Source organism: Pseudoalteromonas sp. SG43-7 (assembly GCF_014164295.1).
In the GTDB taxonomy this organism is placed as follows: domain Bacteria; phylum Pseudomonadota; class Gammaproteobacteria; order Enterobacterales; family Alteromonadaceae; genus Pseudoalteromonas; species Pseudoalteromonas rhizosphaerae.
In genome coordinates this window covers 57,669-76,929 of sequence record NZ_JACJEY010000015.1, presented here as the reverse complement: position 1 = coordinate 76,929, position 19,261 = coordinate 57,669, and the positions used below count along the sequence as shown (strand labels likewise).

The following is a 19,261-nucleotide window of genomic DNA, read 5'->3' as shown; positions in this document are numbered from 1 at the left end:
CGTCCTAATTTTTTCTAAGTGAATTTACAATGGGTAAAAACGTTGTTGTATTAGGCACCCAATGGGGTGACGAAGGTAAGGGTAAGGTAGTTGACCTCCTTACAGACAAAGCATCTTTAGTAGTTCGTTACCAAGGTGGTCATAACGCTGGTCATACACTGGTAATCGAAGGTGAAAAGACAGTTTTACACCTTATTCCATCGGGTGTATTACGTGACAATGTTAAGTGTGTGATTGGTAATGGTGTTGTTGTTTCACCAGAAGCGCTAATGAAAGAGATTGGCATGCTTGAAGAACGTGGCGTACCAGTACGTGAACGTTTATTGATCAGTGAAGCATGTCCGCTTATTTTGCCTTTCCACATCGCATTAGATGTAGCTCGTGAAAAAGCACGTGGTAATAAAGCGATTGGTACAACAGGTCGCGGCATAGGTCCTGCTTATGAAGATAAAGTAGCCCGTCGTGGTTTGCGTATCGGTGACTTATTCAACCCTGAATTATTCGCTGCGAAGCTTAAAGAAGTATTGGAATACCATAACTTCACTTTAGTAAATTATTACAAAGTAGATGCGGTAGATTTCCAACAGACGTTTGATGATGCAATGGCTGTTGCAGATATCCTTAAAGCAATGGTTGTTGACGTAACTGAGTTACTTGATCAAACGCGTCTAGCGGGCGACAACATCTTGTTTGAAGGCGCGCAAGGTACATTACTTGATATCGATCACGGTACTTATCCATATGTAACGTCTTCAAATACCACTGCCGGTGGCGTTGCTACAGGTGCTGGTTTTGGTCCGTTAAATCTTGATTATGTACTAGGTATTATCAAAGCTTACACCACGCGCGTTGGTTCTGGTCCTTTCCCTACTGAGCTTTACGACGGTTTAGAAAAACAAGACCCAGTTGGTAAGCACTTAGGTACCGTAGGTCATGAGTTTGGTGCAACGACTGGTCGCTTACGTCGTACTGGTTGGTTAGACGCTGTGGCTATGCGCCGTGCAGTACAAATTAACTCTATCTCAGGTTTTTGTTTAACTAAACTAGACGTGTTAGATGGTCTAGAAACACTAAAAATCTGTACTGGTTATCAGTTAGAAGATGGCACTATCACTAATGTGACGCCACTTGCTGCTGAAGGTTATGATAAAGTAACGCCAGTATATGAAGAGATGCCTGGTTGGACTGAAAATACAGTGGGTGCTACTACTGTTGAGCAGCTACCAAAAGCGGCACTTGATTACATCAAACGCATTGAAGAAATCACCGGTGTACCTGTTGATATTATTTCTACAGGTCCTGACCGTGTAGAAACTATAGTATTACGCAGTCCGTTTGCATAATTACTGATAGTACTAAAAAAGCTGCCTTGTGCAGCTTTTTTTGTGTCTGGGGATAGTGTTTATAATAAATAAGCTATTTATAAATTTCATTATGGAACGATCTTTGTATAAACTTTAGCAAGATGGTTTTTAATTTAAAGTGACCTAAATGCGTTTGTTAACTTGTTTATCATTAGTGCCGTTATCGTTTTTGCTGGCAAGCCACGCCAAGTCTGAAGAGACCATAGCTGCCGTGCCACTATATACAGAAACTGAGCTGCTTGCTTTGATCAATAGTAATACACATCTTGCGCGAGTAAAGGCAGATGACTGCCAGTTAGTACAAGATATCGAAGCACGAGCCAATAAAATGGCACTGCCTTCTTATCAATTTTTATATGGCGATATGCTGGCGTATGCGGTGTGTGTTGATCGTAATGTAGAGCTTGGTGTGTATTATATGCGTCAAGCAGCACAGCAAGGCTTAGCGGCGGCATTAGAGCAACTCGGGCGATACTATGACACGGGTCGATTGGTGCAAAAGGATAAAGCGCTTGCTGTGACTTACCTACGTGAAGCTTCATCACAAGGTAATTTAAAAGCACAATTGCGGTTAGTTAGTTTATTTAATCAAGGCTATGGCAGTCCACGTGATTACGAAGACGCATATCGTTGGTTATTTCATAGTATGGTTGCAGATAAAGCAACCCATAAAAAGATTGAACGCTCGCTAGCCCAATTGGCGCAAAAAATGCCCGATAGTGTAGTAGCGCGTGCACGATTGCCATTGTAGGTTTGAGTAGATTAGTTAGCGAGTTAGAAAACTAGCAAGTTGAAAGTAAAAGGGCTAGGTGCGATACCTAGCCTTTTTCGTTTTACTCTTTTATTTCTTTCGGTTCTTTGTTTTTACCATTATTAGGATCTTTCAATACCGACATTTTTGGTGGCAGCATCGCGACGACACGTTCACCTTCTTGCGGCGGTTTTTCCATATTAATAGTAAACGGACGCAGTTTGATCGGGCTATCATCATCACTGTCTTTGTCACCATTGAGGATGAATAACGGAATTGCATCGCTGTTCATCTCTTGGTATTTACTCCAGTTAAACTCTTCAGAAATTCGCGTTACACTGACCTTGCCGCCTTTGGCAATTAAGCTACTTAAACGTGCATAAGAGCCGCTGTCACCAAACAAAATTTGCCGAGATAGAAACGTCGCGCTGTCTTTGTTTGCTTTGGCGTGAGAGGTCGAAGAACGCAATGAAAAGACGTTCTTTTCATTCAATAAATGTGAAAAATACTGCACGCCTAGCGCGTTATGATGGCGGTTTGGCGAAAGCGCCATTACGCTGCGTAGAGTTGTCAGGGGTAAGTAACGTTCAGCATGTTCTGATTGCGGGTTACCATAATAACAAGGCAGCCCATCCATACGTGCCATGCGGCAGTTTTCCCAAGCTGGATCTGATAAGTGTACTTGAATATTTTGCTCTTTTAGCCCACAAGCAATGGCACGAGCGACATGGTTTGCACCAATGATCAAAATAGTATTAGGTGAAGGCTGACGAACCCCTAATAGCTTCGCAATCGGGATCGCAGTTAAGCTTTGCAGAACTACTGTGATAATGATAACGGTAAAAATCAGTGGCACCATTTTCTCGGCGTCAGCAACACCAGCTTCCATCATACTAATAGCAAATACAGAGCCTACCGCTGCTGCGACAATACCGCGCGGAGCAATCCACGCGAGTACTAAGCGAGATTTAATTGGTAGCTCAGTGCCGAAAGTGGAGATCGCAATACACAATGGGCGAGCGATAAATAATACGATAGCCAAAAAGATGAACACATCGGCATCAAGCATCATTAAATCAGCTAATTCTAAACGCGCAGCAAGCAAAATGAATAAGGTTGAAATTAAGATCATAGACAGATCTTCTTTAAACTCTAAAACAGAATCAATTTCTAAATCGTCTTGGTTCGCTAACCAAATACCAAATACAGTAACCGCTAATAGACCTGACTCATGGCTCAAATGATTTGAGACTGTAAAGCTAATAAGTACCAGAGCTAAGATGCCGAATTTATGTAATTCAAATGGTAGCCATTCGCGGCGGATCAGTAACGTTGTAAGCCAACCTGCGACCACGCCAATAGATAAACCGACTCCTAAGGTTTTAAACAAGGCGATTACGGTATGAATAAACACTTCACCTTGACCAACTAGCATTACCGCTTCAAATACTAAAACCGCAAATAAAGCACCAATTGGGTCAATAACAATGCCCTCCCAGCGTAGTATGCGGTCAATATCTTGGGTTGGTCGCATTGAGTTTAATAGCGGTGCAATAACTGTTGGGCCAGTCACAACCAATACTGCACCGAGCACCGCTGCTACACGCCAGTTGAGTTCTAAAATCCAATAGGCACTGAGGCTTATCACTATACAAGTCGTAATCATGCCAATAGAGCACAAGTTACGGACTACCTTGCCAATACCTTTGAGTTCTCTAAAGTGCAGAGTTAAAGAACCTTCAAATAAGATCACCGCAACACTGAGTGAGACCACAGGAAAGAGTAGATCACCAAGCAGTGCATCTGGATCAAGTAAACCCGTAGCAGGGCCAAGTAACAGGCCGGTAAGTAACAAAAATAAAATAGCTGGGACACGAAAACCCCATGCTATCCATTGGGCGAGAACCGAACATAGAGCGATCCCTGCGATATAAATAGCTGACATAGATGAAGTATTCCTTATTTATTACAACAGTTAGGAGTAAACCTTTCGATACTTATAATACAGGGGTATACACGTGTATGTTAATTTTTCCTAATAGAATTTTAGCTGTTTACGAACTTATTTGTAGAAGAAATGATAATTTATTGGTTTTAAAATATTTGAAACAAATTAAACTCTATTTAACTGACTGAATCTTAATGACTTTAAAATTTATTAGCTGCAATAGTAAGCCGAGTGAATAAAATATAGTCTTGATCTTTAGGCTAAAAGTAGCGTAATATAGTTAGTGTTCAAACAATTAGTCATCTAATTAGTTACTTGTTAGGTCTAAGCGAATACATATAGTTATTTTTAAGTTGCTTTAAATTACAACAATTTAGATTGAGGTTACTATATTTATATGCTTAAAAATCAATTTGTTAATTGTTTTGAATGCAGTTTGTACAATTTTACTCATTTTTAGTAATTAGTTAATTTGAACATAAATTACATTTTATTGTGATTCATATTGTTTGAGTTGAACTGTTACTTACTCAATATTTGACACCCATCGTGGTGAGCAAATCTCGGTCCTTGAGTCATCACCCTATCTGTTGGTGTATCAGACTTTAGAGGCTCTATGTATGTTGTTAATAAAAAAGCTTCACACAGCTTTTTACAGCGATGCATAAACAACACTTTTTATTTACTTTATAACTGTTCAGTCTTAATGATTGAGCCAAAGTTATGCTATATCTAACGCACTTTGTTAATTAACTAAGTGAGTGTTTCCGGCTGAGTATTAAAAAGTGATGGCTAAAGAAAGTGAGCAAAAGCAAGTGCAAATTGTTAACTCGTAACCTAGGTAAACACTAGGTGGTTGTTTTCAGATTTATCCAAACTAGGGTAAGTCACAGTTAAAATGGAAAGTTGAACATTTATGCAAAAGTTAAATTGGCGACGTATCGTATTAAAAGTAGGTAGCGCATTGATTGCACCTGATCAAGATGGTTGTCGCTCACGCTATTTATTAACCATCGCTCAGTTTATTGTTCGTTGTCGTAGTCAAGGAATTGAAGTTATTTTAGTTTCGTCAGGCTCAGTTGCCGCTGGCGCGCATTTATTTCCGAAGACACAAGAGCGCACTGTGGCAATGAAAAAGGCCATGGCAGCAGCAGGGCAAACCGAAATGATGGCTATGTGGGACCGCTTTTTTGATTTCCCATCGGCGCAGATTTTATTAACTCATGGTGACTTACGTGACCGTGAGCGTTATGAGAGTATTAGAGAAACTGTTTTCACTTTGTTGGATCATGGTGTGCTGCCAATCATGAATGAAAATGATACGGTGACAACTGATGATTTAAAAGTCGGTGATAATGATAACTTATCGGCAATGGTCGCTGCAGCAGCAGATGCTGATGCATTGATGATTTTTTCAGATGTGGATGGGCTTTATGATAAAAACCCTAATTTGCACGACGATGCAATATTACTGCCTGAAATTAAATCAATTGATGAATCAATCTATGCTATGGCAGGATCTGCTACCAGTGCGGTTGGTACAGGTGGTATGAAAACTAAAATTGAAGCAGCTGAAAAAGCGACTTCACATGGTATTACTACTTATATAATTAATGGTTTTAAAGAGCAGACATTTACAAAACTGCTGGAAGGTGAGAACCCAGGTACTATTTTCTTACCGTACGAAAAACCGATGCAAGAAGCTGTTCACTGGATGACTCATACTGCAAGTGAGCAAGGTGAAGTCGTTGTCGCAGGTTCATACGATGAGTCTTTAGAAGGTGAAACTGGCTGTATCCGTGGCGATGAAATTGTCGCAGTGCATGGTGAGTTTGCAATTGGCGATACCATTTTGGTACGTAGCAGCGACGGCACTCGATTAGCCAAAGCAACTGCAAATTACAGTAGTTGTTTATTGAATTTTATAGCAGATAACGAACAAAGCGAATTTAGCGACAAGATGCAAGATTCGATTGGTCCCGTTATTTCAGAGAAAGATATCGCATTATTGGAGAAGTCATGAGTTTAATTACAGATATTTCACGTCAGGCAGCAAAAGCGGCACATCAGTTAGCCTTACTCGATACCGAGACCAAAAATCAGGTGCTACTGGATATGGCTGCAGCATTACGCCAACAAAAAGCATTTATTATTAAAGAGAACGAAAGTGATTTAGCCGCAGCCCGCGATAACAATCTAGCAGCCGCTATGATTGACCGTTTAACGCTCAATGACGAACGTATTGAAGCGATGGCTGAAGGCATTGAAGTGATTGTAAGCCTTGATGATCCGGTGGGTCAATTACGCGATATTACTGAACGTCCTAACGGGATTAAAATTCGTAAAATGCGCGTACCACTTGGTGTGGTATGTATGATTTATGAAGCGCGTCCAAATGTAACCGCTGATGCTGGAGCGTTATGCTTCAAATCAGGTAATGGGGTTATTTTACGTGGTGGTAAAGAGGCGCTTAAAAGCTCGCAAGCAATTGCGAGTGTCATGCATCAAGTATTAGAGCAGCATAATTTACCGGCAGCGTTAATCTCCGTTATTCCAGATCCAGACCGCGGATTATTAATGGAATTGATGCAGCAACGTGACAGCATTGACTTAATTATTCCACGCGGCGGCGAAGGGCTAATTAACTTTGTAACAGATAACAGTACAATTCCTGTGATCCAGCATTTTAAAGGTGTGTGTCATTTATACGTAGATAAAGACGCTGACTTAGAAGTGGCGATTAACTTGCTACTGAACGGTAAAACTCAGCGTACTGGCGTATGTAATGCATTAGAAGGCCTTGTCGTTCATCAGGATGTTGCCGATGAGTTTTTAAATTTATGTGCTGTTGTATTACGCCAAGAAGGTGTAAAAATAAATGCAGATAGCCAAGCCGCACAATATTTTGATGATGCAACAGTGCTTGCGCCAGAGGAATTTGGCGAAGAATATTTAGATTTAGAAATCGCGATTCGTGTAGTACCAGATTTTGCTGGTGCAATTGAGCATATTGCGCAATTTGGTTCAAACCATACGGAAGTTATTTGCACTAAAAACCAAGCCGCGGCTGAATTGTTCCAGCGCAGTGTTGATGCCTCAGTAGTGATGGTTAATACCTCATCACGCTTCTCTGATGGCTCACAGTTAGGTTTAGGTGCAGAGATTGGTATCGCAACGTCAAAACTACACGCTTACGGCCCAATGGGCTTAGAATCATTAACGACGGAGAAATACCTCGTCAATGGTGTAGGTCAAATTCGCGAATAATTGGTAGTCGAATAACCAAATTAAAATGCCGAGTTTATGCTCGGCATTTTTGATCGTAAATACCATGCAGCGCACAACTGATAGCTAAAAAATAACTAACATAAAATAAACAGTTTTTTGATTAAAATGAGAAAGATTTAAAAATTGAATTTGGCATGAGAGCCATAGTGATAAAAATTGAAGAGTAGGAAAGTGGTGGAGCTAAGCAGGATCGAACTGCTGACCTCCTGCGTGCAAGGCAGGCGCTCTCCCAGCTGAGCTATAGCCCCACATTCCTAAAGTTACGAATTTCGTAACCTACTTGAGGTTCCGTTTCAAGCGGGACGAACTTTAATGAGATTTCTAAATTTGGTCAAGTATTATTTATATATTTTTTGAATTTTTACGCAAACAATGAATTTTTGGTAGACTAACGGTCACTGGATAACAGGAATGATACTAATAATGAAAAAATACGCGTTGATGTTACTCGTTTTACTCTGTGGTTGTGCTAGCCAAAGTGATGAGCCGCCTTTTGAAATTAATAATAAACAGTTACACACTAAATTAGATGAGCAAGGTAATAAGATTTTTGCTTATGTGGTATCGGTTAAAGCCAATAGTCGCGCAAATTTAAACTTAGATCGACCACTGACACGCCAGCAATTTAAAAACTTTGCAGAGCAAGAATATTTTGAAGAATCAAATAGCTTAAAATTAGAATTAGAAGATCAAGCCGTGCACTTACTAAAACAAGAGTTGCATGACAAAAAATATTGTCGCAACGATAAATATGAGATAAATGAAGTATTGTGGCGAGATTTAAGTGTACGCTTGATGGGGCGTTGTTTATAAATGTTAGCGGATAAAAGTAAATTAGCGGCGCTGTTAGCGCATTTAAATATCAATTATGACGTTATCGAACACCCTGCATTACATAGTAGTCTTGCTGCAGATGAATTAATGGTGGAACGCCCCGGAACAAGATTAAAAAACTTATTTTTGCGTGATAACGAAGGTAAAAAGCATTTTTTGGTGATCACCGCACATGACAAGCAGTTAGACTTAAAATCACTGGCTAAAGATCAAGGCTTGTCACGCTTAGGGTTTGCCTCCGATGAGCGCTTAGCACGCTTTTTAAAAGTCGCACCTGGATGTGTATCTATGCTTGCTCTGATGAATGATAAGCAAAATGATGTCACTTTATGGCTTGACCAAGACATATGGTTTGGTGATCTATTTCATTGTCATCCATTTGAGAACACCCAAACATGGTTATTAAAAAAAGCCGATTTAGACGCTTTTTTTGCCACCACAGGGCATCAACCTAAAGTGGTTTTTTTACCCGCTAGATAAGCCGAACTTACTAAAATTAATCCGCATATACAGACTGATAATAACGAGGCCATAAATGCGATATGGCCAAGTTGTTGATATACCAAGCCAGGTACAAAAGAGCCTAAAGCCCCGCCACTATAATAAAACGACACATAAGCACCATTAGTGACACTCGGTGGTGCACTGCTTATTTTATTAACCAGCGGCGCTGCGGTTGAATGAATAATAAACATCGCGCCGCAAAAACCAGTGAATGCCAGTAAAAAAATCACTAATTGTGAGCTCATCAAAAATACTAGTGTAGTGCTGTAAAAAGCAAATATAGCAGACAATAAATGCCACGGTGAAATACTCTTTTTTAATAACCAAGGAGTCGCAATAGAGGCGAGGGCGCCAATCAAGTAACCGCTATAAACTAAGCCAATATCACGGGTATTAGTAATTAAAAAAGTGTCTTGTAAAATGAACGGTAAATAATTTAATAACGCAGCAAAGCAAAAAAACATACAAAACACCGCACCATATAATTTTAATACCGCAGCATTCGCGAGCTGTTTTAAATAATTTAATGGGGAAAGAGTGCTGTTAACAATGGCTGTTTGATTACGTGGAATACTCAATGCAAAGCTAATTAAACCTGCGGCAATAACAAAATAGAAGCTTTGCCAAGTCCATAAATCAGCAAAAATAGCCGCTAACACTCGGCCAAAGTAACCCCCAGCAATTGTACTACCAATATAGAAGGTCATATTCTTTTGCAAACTATCAGCTTGATAAGTGCTGCCTATGTAAGTGGTCATTGCTGTGAGTGCGGCAGGCAAGGTTAAACCTTGTAAAAATCGTAGTAACAGTAATAACTCAAAACTGGGAGCGTAGGCAAAAGCAACACAGGTAACAGCTAGTACTAGCATCGCGTAGCGAAGAATTGTTAAAGGGTTACGTTTAGCTAGTAATAAGCCGTATACCAAAGGAGCAATCGCCAAAGGGAGCATAGTTGCCGTCATCAAGCTACCTGCGGTTGCAGGACTAACTGAAAATTGCTTTGCAAATAAACTTAATAATGGCTGCGGTGCATAGAGCACGAAAAAGATAAACAGCGAGCAAACTAATAAATGACAGAAACGCATTTTATTGGCCCTACTACAAAAACCACAGCTTAACCTGATTGATATTAAATTCAACCTCAACGCGTTCTTTAAGTGGTTACTTTTATTCTAGAAATAAGTATTTATTGCGCTAAATCAGGTTTTCAATCACAACACTTTGCTAGATTAATGGTCACAGCACTATGATTTGTTTTAATTGGTGATTATACCCAAGCCACCTCAAGATGCAGAATTCAGCGTTTCACAGGGGCTTAATATCAAGGCGTTACTTTGCAAGAATGCAGTCCCTTTTAAGAAGTAACAACGCTGAGAGTAAGTTCCTGTGAAACGCCCAACGGGTTGGTTTAAAAGCGATTTATACTACGTTATTGATTTTAGCAATAGACCCACTATTACTTGCAATCAATGCCTTGCCTAAATCGCTTTTAATTCCAACTGAAACTCGCATCTTGGGGTGGTTTGGGTATAAAATAAAGCTAATATCAGTTTTTAATGGAACAAAGCTATGGGTTCATTACAAGACCAATTGCTACAAGCAGGATTAACCACATCACATAAAGCTAAAGTTGCTAAAAGTGAAAAGCGTAAGCAACAAAAAAAGCCAAAAAAAGGGGCGACCAGTAACCCTAGTGATCTGCAAAAGCATATTCAGCAAACAAAGTTAGAACAGCAGAAAAAAGCAGAAGAATTAAATCAAGCTCGCCAAGGTGAGTTAAAGCAACGTGAGCAAGTTGCCCGCGTAAAGCAGATATTAGAACATCATAATCAAGATTCGATTCGTGGTGAGCGGACTTTCAATTTTACTTACGAAAATAAAGTCAAAGAGCTCGACGTAAATGAACAAACGCAAAAAGCCTTGTCAGGTGGCCGACTGGCAATTTGTGTGTTGGAAGGGCAGTTTTTTGTACTTGAAGATGAGCCAGCCCGTAAAGTGGCAGAAGTTGATGAAAAGTACATCGTGTTTCATGTAGAGCCAGAAGACAAAGGCAAAGATGCTGATGACCCATACGCTGATTTTGAAGTACCAGATGATTTAGTATGGTAGCCTAAGAGATGACTTGAACAGCGTGTTTGGTGATCTACTTGGTGTATAAATTACGTACATATGTGATGTACAAAGATCCGTTATTATGGTCTACAATTAAGTTAATAATTTTTATAAACCGTCAAAAAGAAGAGAAAATACAATGAGCAAGATAACAAAATTACTCTTAGGTGCAAGCCTCTCAATGGTTACTAGTATGTCATTTAACAGCATGGCTGCCGATGGTGCTGCGCTTTATACAGCAAAAATGTGCCAAACATGTCATGGTCCTGAAGGTAAGGCACCGATCATGGCAATGTATCCTAAACTAAATGGTCAGAATAAAGACTACTTAGTGGCACAAATGAAAGACATTAAATCAGGTGCGCGCAACAATGGCATGACTGCAGCGATGAAAGCGATGGTTGCGACTGTTACTGAAGAAGAAATGGTCGCTATTGCCGATTACTTAGCAAACGTAAAATAATTTTTGCTGAGTGTGAGTTATCAATGGGCTCACCGAAAACAGCCACACCAATTTGGTGTGGCTGTTTTGTTTTAAACATTGATCATCCACGCACACTACTTTAGACTTCTATCCATCTATTTCGTGTTTTGTTTTTAACGCGTTTAAATAAGGCCCCATAATGTTTGAATTACCACAACTTGATTTAAAAAATAAAGTCTCTGCACAAGAATGGCAGTTACGAGTTGATTTAGCCGCCTGTTATCGGTTGGTTGAGCATTTTCGTTGGGGTGATTTGATTTACACACATTTATCGGCGCGTTTGCCGGGGACTGACCATTATTTAGTGAATGCGTTTGGCCTCACATTTGATGAAGTAACAGCTTCTAACCTAGTCAAAGTGGACTTGGCCGGAAATATTTTGGATGACACGCCATTTGCAATCAACCCTGCTGGTTTTACGATTCACAGCGCGATTCACGAAGTGCGTGATGACGCTCATTGTGTTATTCACTTACATACTAAAGAAACGATTGCCGTTGCCACGCAGCAAAATGGTCTGCTGCCACTTAGTCAGTATTCAATGTTTTCACTGCCGTCATTGTCTTATCACGGCTATGAAGGCTTAGCAGTTAATAGCGATGAGAAAAAACGTTTACAAGATGATCTCGCTAATACTAATCATATGTTGTTAGTAAACCATGGTGGTTTAACTGTGGGGCCAACGGTGGGTGATGCATTTATGCGTTTTTATGATTTACAGCGTGCTTGTGAAATACAGCTGGCTTTACAAGCCAGTGGCCAAGCTGTTACACCAGTACCTCAAGCCATAATCGATAATATTTATAATCAAGCGAATGTAGTGCACAGCGGAAGTACCGGTGGGCAATTAGCTTGGCCTGCGATGTTACGTAAGGCCCATCGTCTTGATCCTAGTTTTGCAAAATAACCTAAGCCTTGGTTAATAAGGAATTGTCATGAAAGTTAATCGCGTTGAAGTTTTTGATATCCACTGTCCAGACAGACCTGCTTGGACTCCTGTATTTGTCCGTATTCATACTGACGAAGGTATTAGCGGGGTTGGCGAAGCTGGCCTTGCTTATGATTTAGGACACAGTGCTGCCGCTGCTATGATCAAAGAAATGGCTGATGCTTTCTTAATTGGTCATGACCCATTTCAAACCGAAAAGTTATGGTCGCGTATGCTGCGTGAAAGCTTTTGGGGTTTAGGTGGGGGCCCAGTAGTCTATGCAGCAATGAGCGCGATAGACACCGCTTTATGGGACATTAAGGGTAAAGCATTAGGTTTACCTGTGTATCAGTTGTTAGGCGGTAAAGTTAACGACAAGCTGCGTACTTATGCTTCGCAATTACAGTTTGACTGGGACACTGAGTTTAAAGCTCTGGTACATCCACAAGAATACGCAGAAGCGGCGTTAAAAGCAGTGGCTGAAGGCTACGATGCCGTTAAAGTTGATCCGATCCAATATGATAAAGACGGCAATACTTATTACGACCGCACTAACATTATTTCACGTGCTGAAATGAAGCTATATCGCGCCCGTATGCAGGCAATTCGTGAAGCTGTTGGTGATGAAGTGGATATCATTTTTGAATGCCACAGTTTACCGGGTGTTACCTCTGCTATTCAAATCGGTGAAATCGCTAAAGAATTTGACTGTATGTTTTATGAAGAACCAGTTAACTACTTAAATCATTCGTTACATGCCAAAGTGGCAGATAAAGTATCAGTGCCAATTGCCGGTGGCGAGCGTTTATATAATCGTTGGGGTGTGCGCCCTTACTTAGAAGATCAAAGTATTAATGTATTACAGCCAGATATCGGTTTATGTGGTGGTTTTACTGAAACTAAAAAAGTGTGTGATTACGCTGATATTTTTGATGTGCGTATTCAGGCTCACGTCTGTGGCGGCCCCGTTGCAACCGCAGCATCATTACATTTAGAAACGGCTATTCCAAATTTCTTAATTCATGAGCATCACACTTATGCAATTAAAAAGTGGAACCGTGAGTTATGCTTGCAAGATCCACAGCCTAAAAATGGTTTCTTTGAAGTGTCTGAAGAGCCGGGTATTGGTATTGAACTTAACGACGAAATCGTGATGCGCTCTCAGCGTGTTGAGATCAAATAAAATCATAGGCTACGAGCTATGAATAGCGAGCTAATTTCAGCTCGCTATTCATTAAGTTTATCTACTTTGGCTTTTGCAAATTTAAAACTATTTCTTACTAATTCAAAACGTTAAAATTTTCCTAGCACCTAGCACCTAGCACCTAGATATCATTCACCTTGCATTGTACATCCGGTAGCGGCTCGGTGGCTTTGCTATCGAGATGACGTACAAAGCATAGGTTGTTTTTTATCAGTAATTCAAAACGGTCTGGCATGTTTAGCTGTTTACCCATAATAGGGTTGCCAAGCTCGTCGGTTTTAGTGACGTTATCAACGACCATCAAGCTGCGCTTCATAAACACATCATTAGCTACTGCAATCTTCTCTGAGCGCATTAGGCGAGCAATTCCTTGAGCAATCAGTTCCCCTTGAGGCTCTGTTAGTAATGCATGCTGTAATTTTGGTGTTGGTTCACTGCTTTGCACAGAGCAGCCGCTGATCAAGAGCGCGGTTAGTATTGATAATGAACATTCTTTTAGCATAACAATTCTGCCTTGAGTTTAATGCTAACGCTTAATGCGAAGGCAGTATTTTATTTTGCTCAGCAAGAGATCCAGCCCGTGTATCTAATACTGCAGGGGTATCGCCAAAGCGTGCAGGTGCAAAACCTTGCTTACTGGCTATTGAACTGGCTGCTGGACAACTACCATTATCACGATAACCCAACGCGGCTTTTAGTACCGCTTCTTCAGGATCGCCTAACTGGTGGCTAAAGTCATCAGCAACGGCGCAACCGGCTATGCGTACTGGTAAGCGGGCATTGTCAGTGGTGTTTTGCGGCGCAAAACCATCTGAATATTCACCAAAACCTTTATTGTTTTCGCCAGTAAATTGAATGCTAAAGTAAGTCGTATCGCAGTTATCTGTGGCGTAAAATCCATAAGGTTTGCCGCAAGTACCAGCGCCAATTTGAATAACTTCAATATCAGCGCCGCGTAAGCCATTTATTATCGCTTCGCTGGCAGAGCAAGTGCTACTAGTGGTTAATAAATAAACGCGTTTTAAGTTAAGGCTTGGTAATGGTGTACCTGGTATTAATGCCGGGTTCTCGGCAAAGCCAACAAATTCATCGGTGAACATCACAGGCTCCAAACGTTGCCCAGTAACAGGGTTAAAGGTTGGGTGTTGATCGTTAAAAATGGTTTTTTCGAAAACTTTACCGTTGGTGTTCGCGGGGCCTGCGATCATATAAGCAACTTGACTGGCCATTTGTAAAAAACCACCGCCATTATAACGAATATCAATAATCAGATCAGTGACATTACTTGCTTTGAGATTATTAAAGGCATCATAAAGCGGTTTTTCAGCAATTGCATTGTGGCTATTAAATTGAAAGTAACCAACAGTGCCATCAGCCAAGGTTTTCACGTTTGTGACTGGCCTAGAAGTAATCGTTTGTGAGTTTAAAATAACTTCGCGGGTTTCATCGGTATTAATATCTTTGAATACGAAGGTAGTACTTTTACCGGTTTGAGTTGGATATAAACCCGCGTTGAGGATATCGACCTCTGCTTGCGTGCTGGCATTGATAAAATCAACACCATCGATTTCTAAAATCTCAAAGCCGCGGGCAAGATTTTGCGCACTTGCCGGTGAGTTGGGCTCTGTATAGCTGATCACACCTTGACGTGGTGCTGTAGGGCTGATTAATTTAACCTTAAAACCATAACCAAAAGTCACTCCTGATTGGCTTTGGGCTTCCCATTGTGCAGTTGGCAGGCTAGAGTGAAAGTTGTCTTTGTTTGCGCCTGACTCGGTAATTTGCTCGGTTTTTAGTAATTTAAAATATTCATTTACAGCAGGGTTCAGCGCTGGATCACGATCGATAATTTCGTCATACCAAAGGTAGGTTTCATTGCTCCATGAGCGCAGCCAGTGCTTTTCGTTTAATGCTTGGCATTGTTGATAAAAATTACTTGAGGGTTGAAATACACCTTTTGTCCAATTGATACTGTTACCAGTGTCGCCATCACCATTGCTGTTATTGTTGTTGTCGGTCATTGTACTACCGCCACCACAGCCAGAAAGAAGCGCTAGAAAAGAAACATTGAAAAGCCCAATAGTGAGCTTTTGAATAGAGGAAACAGCCATAGTGATGATCTATTTTTTATACAATATAAACCCAATATAGCGGTTTTTAATTAAACTTGGTAGCAGTGCTGCGCATTTTTGTAGCTAAGTTGTTGCCATAAACTATGAGTATTACACAGCTCAAAATGGTTTGACCAACGCTGTTGATAACTCGCGTTGATTTGACACACAGGGAAATTACTAGCAAACATAACGCGGTGCTGACCAAAGTGTTGCAGGATAAAGTTAAAACACTGCTGTTGCTGAGTTTGCAGCTGCGCGGTGAGTAGCTCAAAGCCTGAAAATTTAATCCAGCAGTTAGGTAGTTGCGCTAATTGGCTGATCCCCTGCTGCCAAATTGACAGATTATTGGGTAAACCCGCATGGTTTATTATTAATTGTAAATGCGGAAGTTGTTGGCAGTAGTTGATTAGCTGTTGGGTAATCGTGAGCTTTTCAACTTCAAATTGAGCTTCAAATATCAGCTGCTTACTGGCTAATAGCGCTAAGTTATCATGGCATGTAGCATGGCTTAAGCGCATGGCATCAGCGCCTTCAGTGATATCTCTAATGCCCACTAAGCTTGGGTGTGATAAAGCGGTAATTGCATTATTAAAATCGTCGGGATGACTATTAATATTGGCAAAGCTGATAGCTTTATAATTGTGGCCACCTAAGTGCTCAGCTAGCCAGTGTAGTTCATTGATGGGGTGCTGGTTATCAAAGCCTGCTTCAATGTGTACTAGGCCAGCAATTTCAAACTGACTTATATGCTGTAATTGGTTAACACTTATGGGCGCTTTAATCGTATCTAAATTTGGCCAAGGCACAGGATTGTTACCTTGTAGCCAATCATATTGCCCTTGGACTAAATTAAAAAAGTGTACGTGAGGGTCAATAATGCGTTCACTCATTGCGCGGTATAACCACCATCAATAGTTTGCAAACTGCCGGTAATAAAGCTGGCATCATCACTGGCTAAAAACGTAACTAATGCTGCGACTTCATCAGCTTGGCCTAATCGTCCGAGTGGCTGTAATGCGCCTTCTTCGGCAACTATAGTGGCTTTATCGGCGCCACTACGAGCACAATATGCGTCGATAGCATTATGAAAAAGCGGTGTTTCTATGGTGCCTGGGCACACTGCATTGGTGCGAATATTAAACTGGGCATAATCTAATGCGGTGGTTTTTGCCATTGAGGCTAACGCATGTTTGGTCAGGTTATACGCAAACGAGTTGTTTTTAGCTATGATGGCTTGATCTGAGGCAATTAAAATAATCACCCCATTTTGTTGCGCTTTCATGCTTGGTAACACGCTTTGAATTGCCGCGTAGGCACCTTTTACATTAAGTGCAAACAAGCTATCGAAGGTTGCTTCGTCAGTGTCTTCAATTGTCGCGCTTAGATGACGGCCGGCATTCGATACCAACACATCTATACATTTGCCATTACTGGCAATCTTTGCAATAACCTTTTTTACTGCGCTAACATTACTCACATCGCAGTGGTGCCAAGTGCCTAAATCTGCAGGTTCTAGATCAAGGTTATGTACTTGGTAACCATTATTTAGAAAACGCTTAACAACAGCACGACCTATACCTTTACTGCCGCCTGTAACGATAGCAACCTTTGACATGGAATTTCCTTAGTGGTTGTGACCACAACCGCCTTCGCTATGGACATGGCCGTGTGATACTTCTTCGCTGGTTGCTTCACGTACGCTAAGTACTTGCACGTCGAACGTTAGAGTTTTGCCTGCAAATGGGTGATTTAAATCACAATCAGCATTGAAACGACCTACTTTCACGATCGTTACTTGATGACGGCCTTGATTAGAGCTAACCATTGCTGTCATGCCTGGCTTCCATGCTTTAGTGTCACCTTGAAGGTGTTTAAGAGGAATGCGTTGAATAAGATCATCAACACGTTCACCGTAAGATTCACTCGGTGTAAGTGTCACGCTGAAGCTATCGCCAGCAGCCTTGCCTTCAAGAGCTGTTTCAAGACCAGGAAGCATACCTTCCAAACCATGAATATAGGTTAGCGGCTCACTGCCAGTACTTGTTTCTAGTTGCTCGCCCGCTTCACTTAATGTGTAGTGAAATTCAACTGCCGAGTTTTTGCTAATTTGCATGCCGATCTCTTTAATTTAACTGTAATGAAAAGCTAATTTTACGCTAAATAAGCCGGATTATAAACTACTGGTTCGGTTAGTGTGGTTGCTTTAAGGTTCTTGCAAGCTCTGAAAGTAAACCTTCGTCATGCAATTGTGACACGGCCTTTGTTGCTTGCGGCAAATGTAGCACCAGCTGCGTGCCAGGCGTTAAAATACTCGAGGCACTAAGTTTATTCCACCGGGCTAAATCACTATGCGGCACATCATAAAGTTGGCTGATTCCCCAGATAGTATCACCAGGCTTTACCTGGTATTGGATTGCGATAGTGGGGATCGCTATTTCAGTTTGTTCAAGGTAAGGACTGATTTTATAATTGATAGTTAACGAGTCTGGCATGGTGCGAGGTTGGCCAACCATCAGTGCTTCACCAATACCAATTAAATTAGAGGTTTTGTTATTCATCGCTTTTAGTTTGTTAACTGATAATCCAAAACGACGAGCAATCGAGTACAAAGTATCATTTTTTTTCACTGTATATTCTCCAGTGAAATTATTTTTAAAGAACTGGCTGCTTAATAAGCTTTGATGTTGCAGTGGTAGTAATAAAGTATGAGGACCATTAGGTGAGCTTTGGTTTTTTAAATAGCCAGGGTTGAGTTTGTGTAGTTGGCTGCGACCAATACCAGATAAATTGGCGATCACCGAAAAATCAAATTGCTGGCCAACGTTAAGCTCAGTTGTAAGGGCTTTGTTGGCAAGTTTAGGGCGGTATAATCCGCGCTGAGGGTTTTGTATTAAGTAGCTTAATGCCATTAGCTTTGGCACGTATTCAGAGGTTTCTTTGGGTAATTTCAACGACCAGTAATCAGTGCTTTTGCCGCGCTTTTTATTTTCTGCGATGGCGCGCTTTACACGTCCTTCGCCACTATTATAAGCCGCTAATGCATGTAGCCAGTCGCCATCAAAGCGCTTATGTAAATACTCTAAATAGGCCAAAGCGGCATCTGTTGAAGCGAGAACATCTTTGCGCCCGTCATACCATTGATCTGATTTTATGCCGAAGTGATGAGCCGTCGCACCGACTAATTGCCATACCCCAACAGCTTGTTCTGAGGAGCTAATAGTCGGGCGAAAGTCACTTTCTACAAAAGGCAATAAAGCTAATTCCATGGGTAACTTACGTTGCTCTATTTTACTAACAATATGATAAAGATAAGGCGCAGCCCGGGCACTGACAACCTGTAAGTATTTTGGTTGCTTGGTATACCAGGTAATCCGTTTATTTAGTGCTTTGTTTAGGTAAATTTGAATGGTTAAGTTGTCGGCTATATGTCGCCATAAATCTTTATTGCGAGTGTGCGCTTGAGGTGATGTAGCGGCTTGTTGCGCTGGAGCTGTTAATGTTATTTTTTGTTTTTTATGCTTGGTATCTGTGGGCTGTGCTGAGCTATTTGATGACGGTTTAACGTGATTAAAAATAACCGGAGCTTGCACAGTATCACTTGGCGCTGAATATGGCTCAGTTGTTTGGCAACCGGATAGTAAAATTAAAGTCACAAACAGGGCTAAGAGGTAACTGCGCATAAACATCACTAAATTAATATCCTTTTAAAAGTCTAGCACATCCACGTGCG

Annotated in this window: 18 protein-coding genes and 1 tRNA gene; 10 read left to right on the top strand and 9 right to left on the bottom strand. The window is 41.0% G+C overall.

The genetic code is table 11. The features are described from left to right. Positions 1–29 precede the first annotated feature (29 nt). Positions 30–1,343: an adenylosuccinate synthase gene (locus H5200_RS09200; RefSeq protein ID WP_182718929.1), complete on the top strand. Its 1,314-nt coding sequence runs from the start codon at positions 30–32 to the stop codon at positions 1,341–1,343. Between the two features lie 148 nt (positions 1,344–1,491). Beyond that, a complete protein-coding gene (locus H5200_RS09195) occupies positions 1,492–2,115 on the top strand; it encodes a tetratricopeptide repeat protein (protein ID WP_182718930.1) in 624 nt (207 codons plus the stop codon). A gap of 82 nt (positions 2,116–2,197) precedes the next feature. Here the strand turns inward: H5200_RS09195 and H5200_RS09190 are convergent, their stop codons facing one another. Then, positions 2,198–4,060: a sodium:proton antiporter gene (locus H5200_RS09190; RefSeq protein WP_182761362.1), complete on the bottom strand. Its 1,863-nt coding sequence runs from the start codon at positions 4,058–4,060 to the stop codon at positions 2,198–2,200. Positions 4,061–4,979: 919 nt separating this feature from the next. On the opposite strand from H5200_RS09190, the gene proB reads away from it, so the two are divergent. Together proB and H5200_RS09180 are read left to right on the top strand one after the other, a co-directional pair. Continuing rightward, the gene (gene proB, locus H5200_RS09185; protein WP_145238116.1) at positions 4,980–6,086 is read left to right on the top strand and encodes a glutamate 5-kinase; all 1,107 of its coding nucleotides are present in this window, start codon (positions 4,980–4,982) and stop codon (positions 6,084–6,086) included. Further along, entirely contained in the window at positions 6,083–7,330 is a 1,248-nt protein-coding gene (locus H5200_RS09180) for a glutamate-5-semialdehyde dehydrogenase (RefSeq protein WP_145238119.1), read from the top strand. Before proB ends, H5200_RS09180 begins: the two co-directional genes overlap by 4 nt. 193 nt (positions 7,331–7,523) lie before the next feature. Here H5200_RS09180 and H5200_RS09175 read toward each other — a convergent pair. After that, positions 7,524–7,599: transfer RNA gene (locus H5200_RS09175), tRNA-Ala, on the bottom strand. A 175-nt stretch (positions 7,600–7,774) separates the two neighbouring features. Here H5200_RS09175 and H5200_RS09170 point away from each other — a divergent pair. Next, a complete protein-coding gene (locus tag H5200_RS09170; protein WP_145238122.1) occupies positions 7,775–8,164 on the top strand; it encodes a hypothetical protein in 390 nt (129 codons plus the stop codon). Beyond that, positions 8,165–8,665 carry a prolyl-tRNA synthetase associated domain-containing protein gene (locus tag H5200_RS09165; protein ID WP_182761361.1) on the top strand — a complete coding sequence of 167 codons (501 nt, stop codon included), beginning with the start codon at positions 8,165–8,167 and terminating at the stop codon, positions 8,663–8,665. Here H5200_RS09165 and H5200_RS09160 read toward each other — a convergent pair. Next, positions 8,632–9,774, bottom strand: coding sequence for an MFS transporter (locus H5200_RS09160; RefSeq protein ID WP_182761360.1), 1,143 nt, complete (start codon positions 9,772–9,774; stop codon positions 8,632–8,634). The genes H5200_RS09165 and H5200_RS09160 overlap by 34 nt on opposite strands. A 484-nt stretch (positions 9,775–10,258) precedes the next feature. Here H5200_RS09160 and H5200_RS09155 point away from each other — a divergent pair, with 484 nt between their 5' ends. The 4 genes from H5200_RS09155 to H5200_RS09140 all read left to right on the top strand — a co-directional run bounded on the left by H5200_RS09155 (position 10,259) and on the right by H5200_RS09140 (position 13,396). After that, entirely contained in the window at positions 10,259–10,798 is a 540-nt protein-coding gene (locus H5200_RS09155; protein WP_149980503.1) for a DUF2058 domain-containing protein, read from the top strand. A gap of 142 nt (positions 10,799–10,940) precedes the next feature. Further along, entirely contained in the window at positions 10,941–11,264 is a 324-nt protein-coding gene (locus H5200_RS09150; RefSeq protein WP_182761359.1) for a c-type cytochrome, read from the top strand. 160 nt (positions 11,265–11,424) lie between these two features. Beyond that, positions 11,425–12,192 carry a class II aldolase/adducin family protein gene (locus H5200_RS09145; protein ID WP_182735552.1) on the top strand — a complete coding sequence of 256 codons (768 nt, stop codon included), beginning with the start codon at positions 11,425–11,427 and terminating at the stop codon, positions 12,190–12,192. 28 nt (positions 12,193–12,220) lie between these two features. Further along, positions 12,221–13,396: a mandelate racemase/muconate lactonizing enzyme family protein gene (locus H5200_RS09140; protein ID WP_064668182.1), complete on the top strand. Its 1,176-nt coding sequence runs from the start codon at positions 12,221–12,223 to the stop codon at positions 13,394–13,396. A 142-nt stretch (positions 13,397–13,538) separates the two neighbouring features. Here H5200_RS09140 and H5200_RS09135 read toward each other — a convergent pair whose 3' ends face one another. The 6 genes from H5200_RS09135 to H5200_RS09110 all read right to left on the bottom strand — a co-directional run bounded on the left by H5200_RS09135 (position 13,539) and on the right by H5200_RS09110 (position 19,211). Further along, positions 13,539–13,919, bottom strand: a complete 381-nt coding sequence (locus H5200_RS09135; protein ID WP_149980504.1) for a hypothetical protein — start codon at positions 13,917–13,919, stop codon at positions 13,539–13,541. A 31-nt stretch (positions 13,920–13,950) separates the two neighbouring features. Next, positions 13,951–15,528 carry a S41 family peptidase gene (locus H5200_RS09130; RefSeq protein WP_182761358.1) on the bottom strand — a complete coding sequence of 526 codons (1,578 nt, stop codon included), beginning with the start codon at positions 15,526–15,528 and terminating at the stop codon, positions 13,951–13,953. A gap of 50 nt (positions 15,529–15,578) precedes the next feature. Beyond that, on the bottom strand, positions 15,579–16,421 hold the full coding sequence (locus H5200_RS09125; RefSeq protein ID WP_182761357.1) for an amidohydrolase: 843 nt from the start codon (positions 16,419–16,421) through the stop codon (positions 15,579–15,581). Beyond that, a complete protein-coding gene (locus H5200_RS09120; RefSeq protein WP_149980507.1) occupies positions 16,418–17,146 on the bottom strand; it encodes an SDR family NAD(P)-dependent oxidoreductase in 729 nt (242 codons plus the stop codon). The genes H5200_RS09125 and H5200_RS09120 overlap by 4 nt, the downstream gene beginning before the upstream one ends. 9 nt (positions 17,147–17,155) lie before the next feature. After that, positions 17,156–17,644 carry a peptidylprolyl isomerase gene (locus H5200_RS09115; RefSeq protein WP_149980508.1) on the bottom strand — a complete coding sequence of 163 codons (489 nt, stop codon included), beginning with the start codon at positions 17,642–17,644 and terminating at the stop codon, positions 17,156–17,158. A 76-nt stretch (positions 17,645–17,720) separates the two neighbouring features. Next, the gene (locus tag H5200_RS09110; RefSeq protein WP_182761356.1) at positions 17,721–19,211 is read right to left on the bottom strand and encodes a LysM peptidoglycan-binding domain-containing protein; all 1,491 of its coding nucleotides are present in this window, start codon (positions 19,209–19,211) and stop codon (positions 17,721–17,723) included. Positions 19,212–19,261 lie beyond the last annotated feature (50 nt).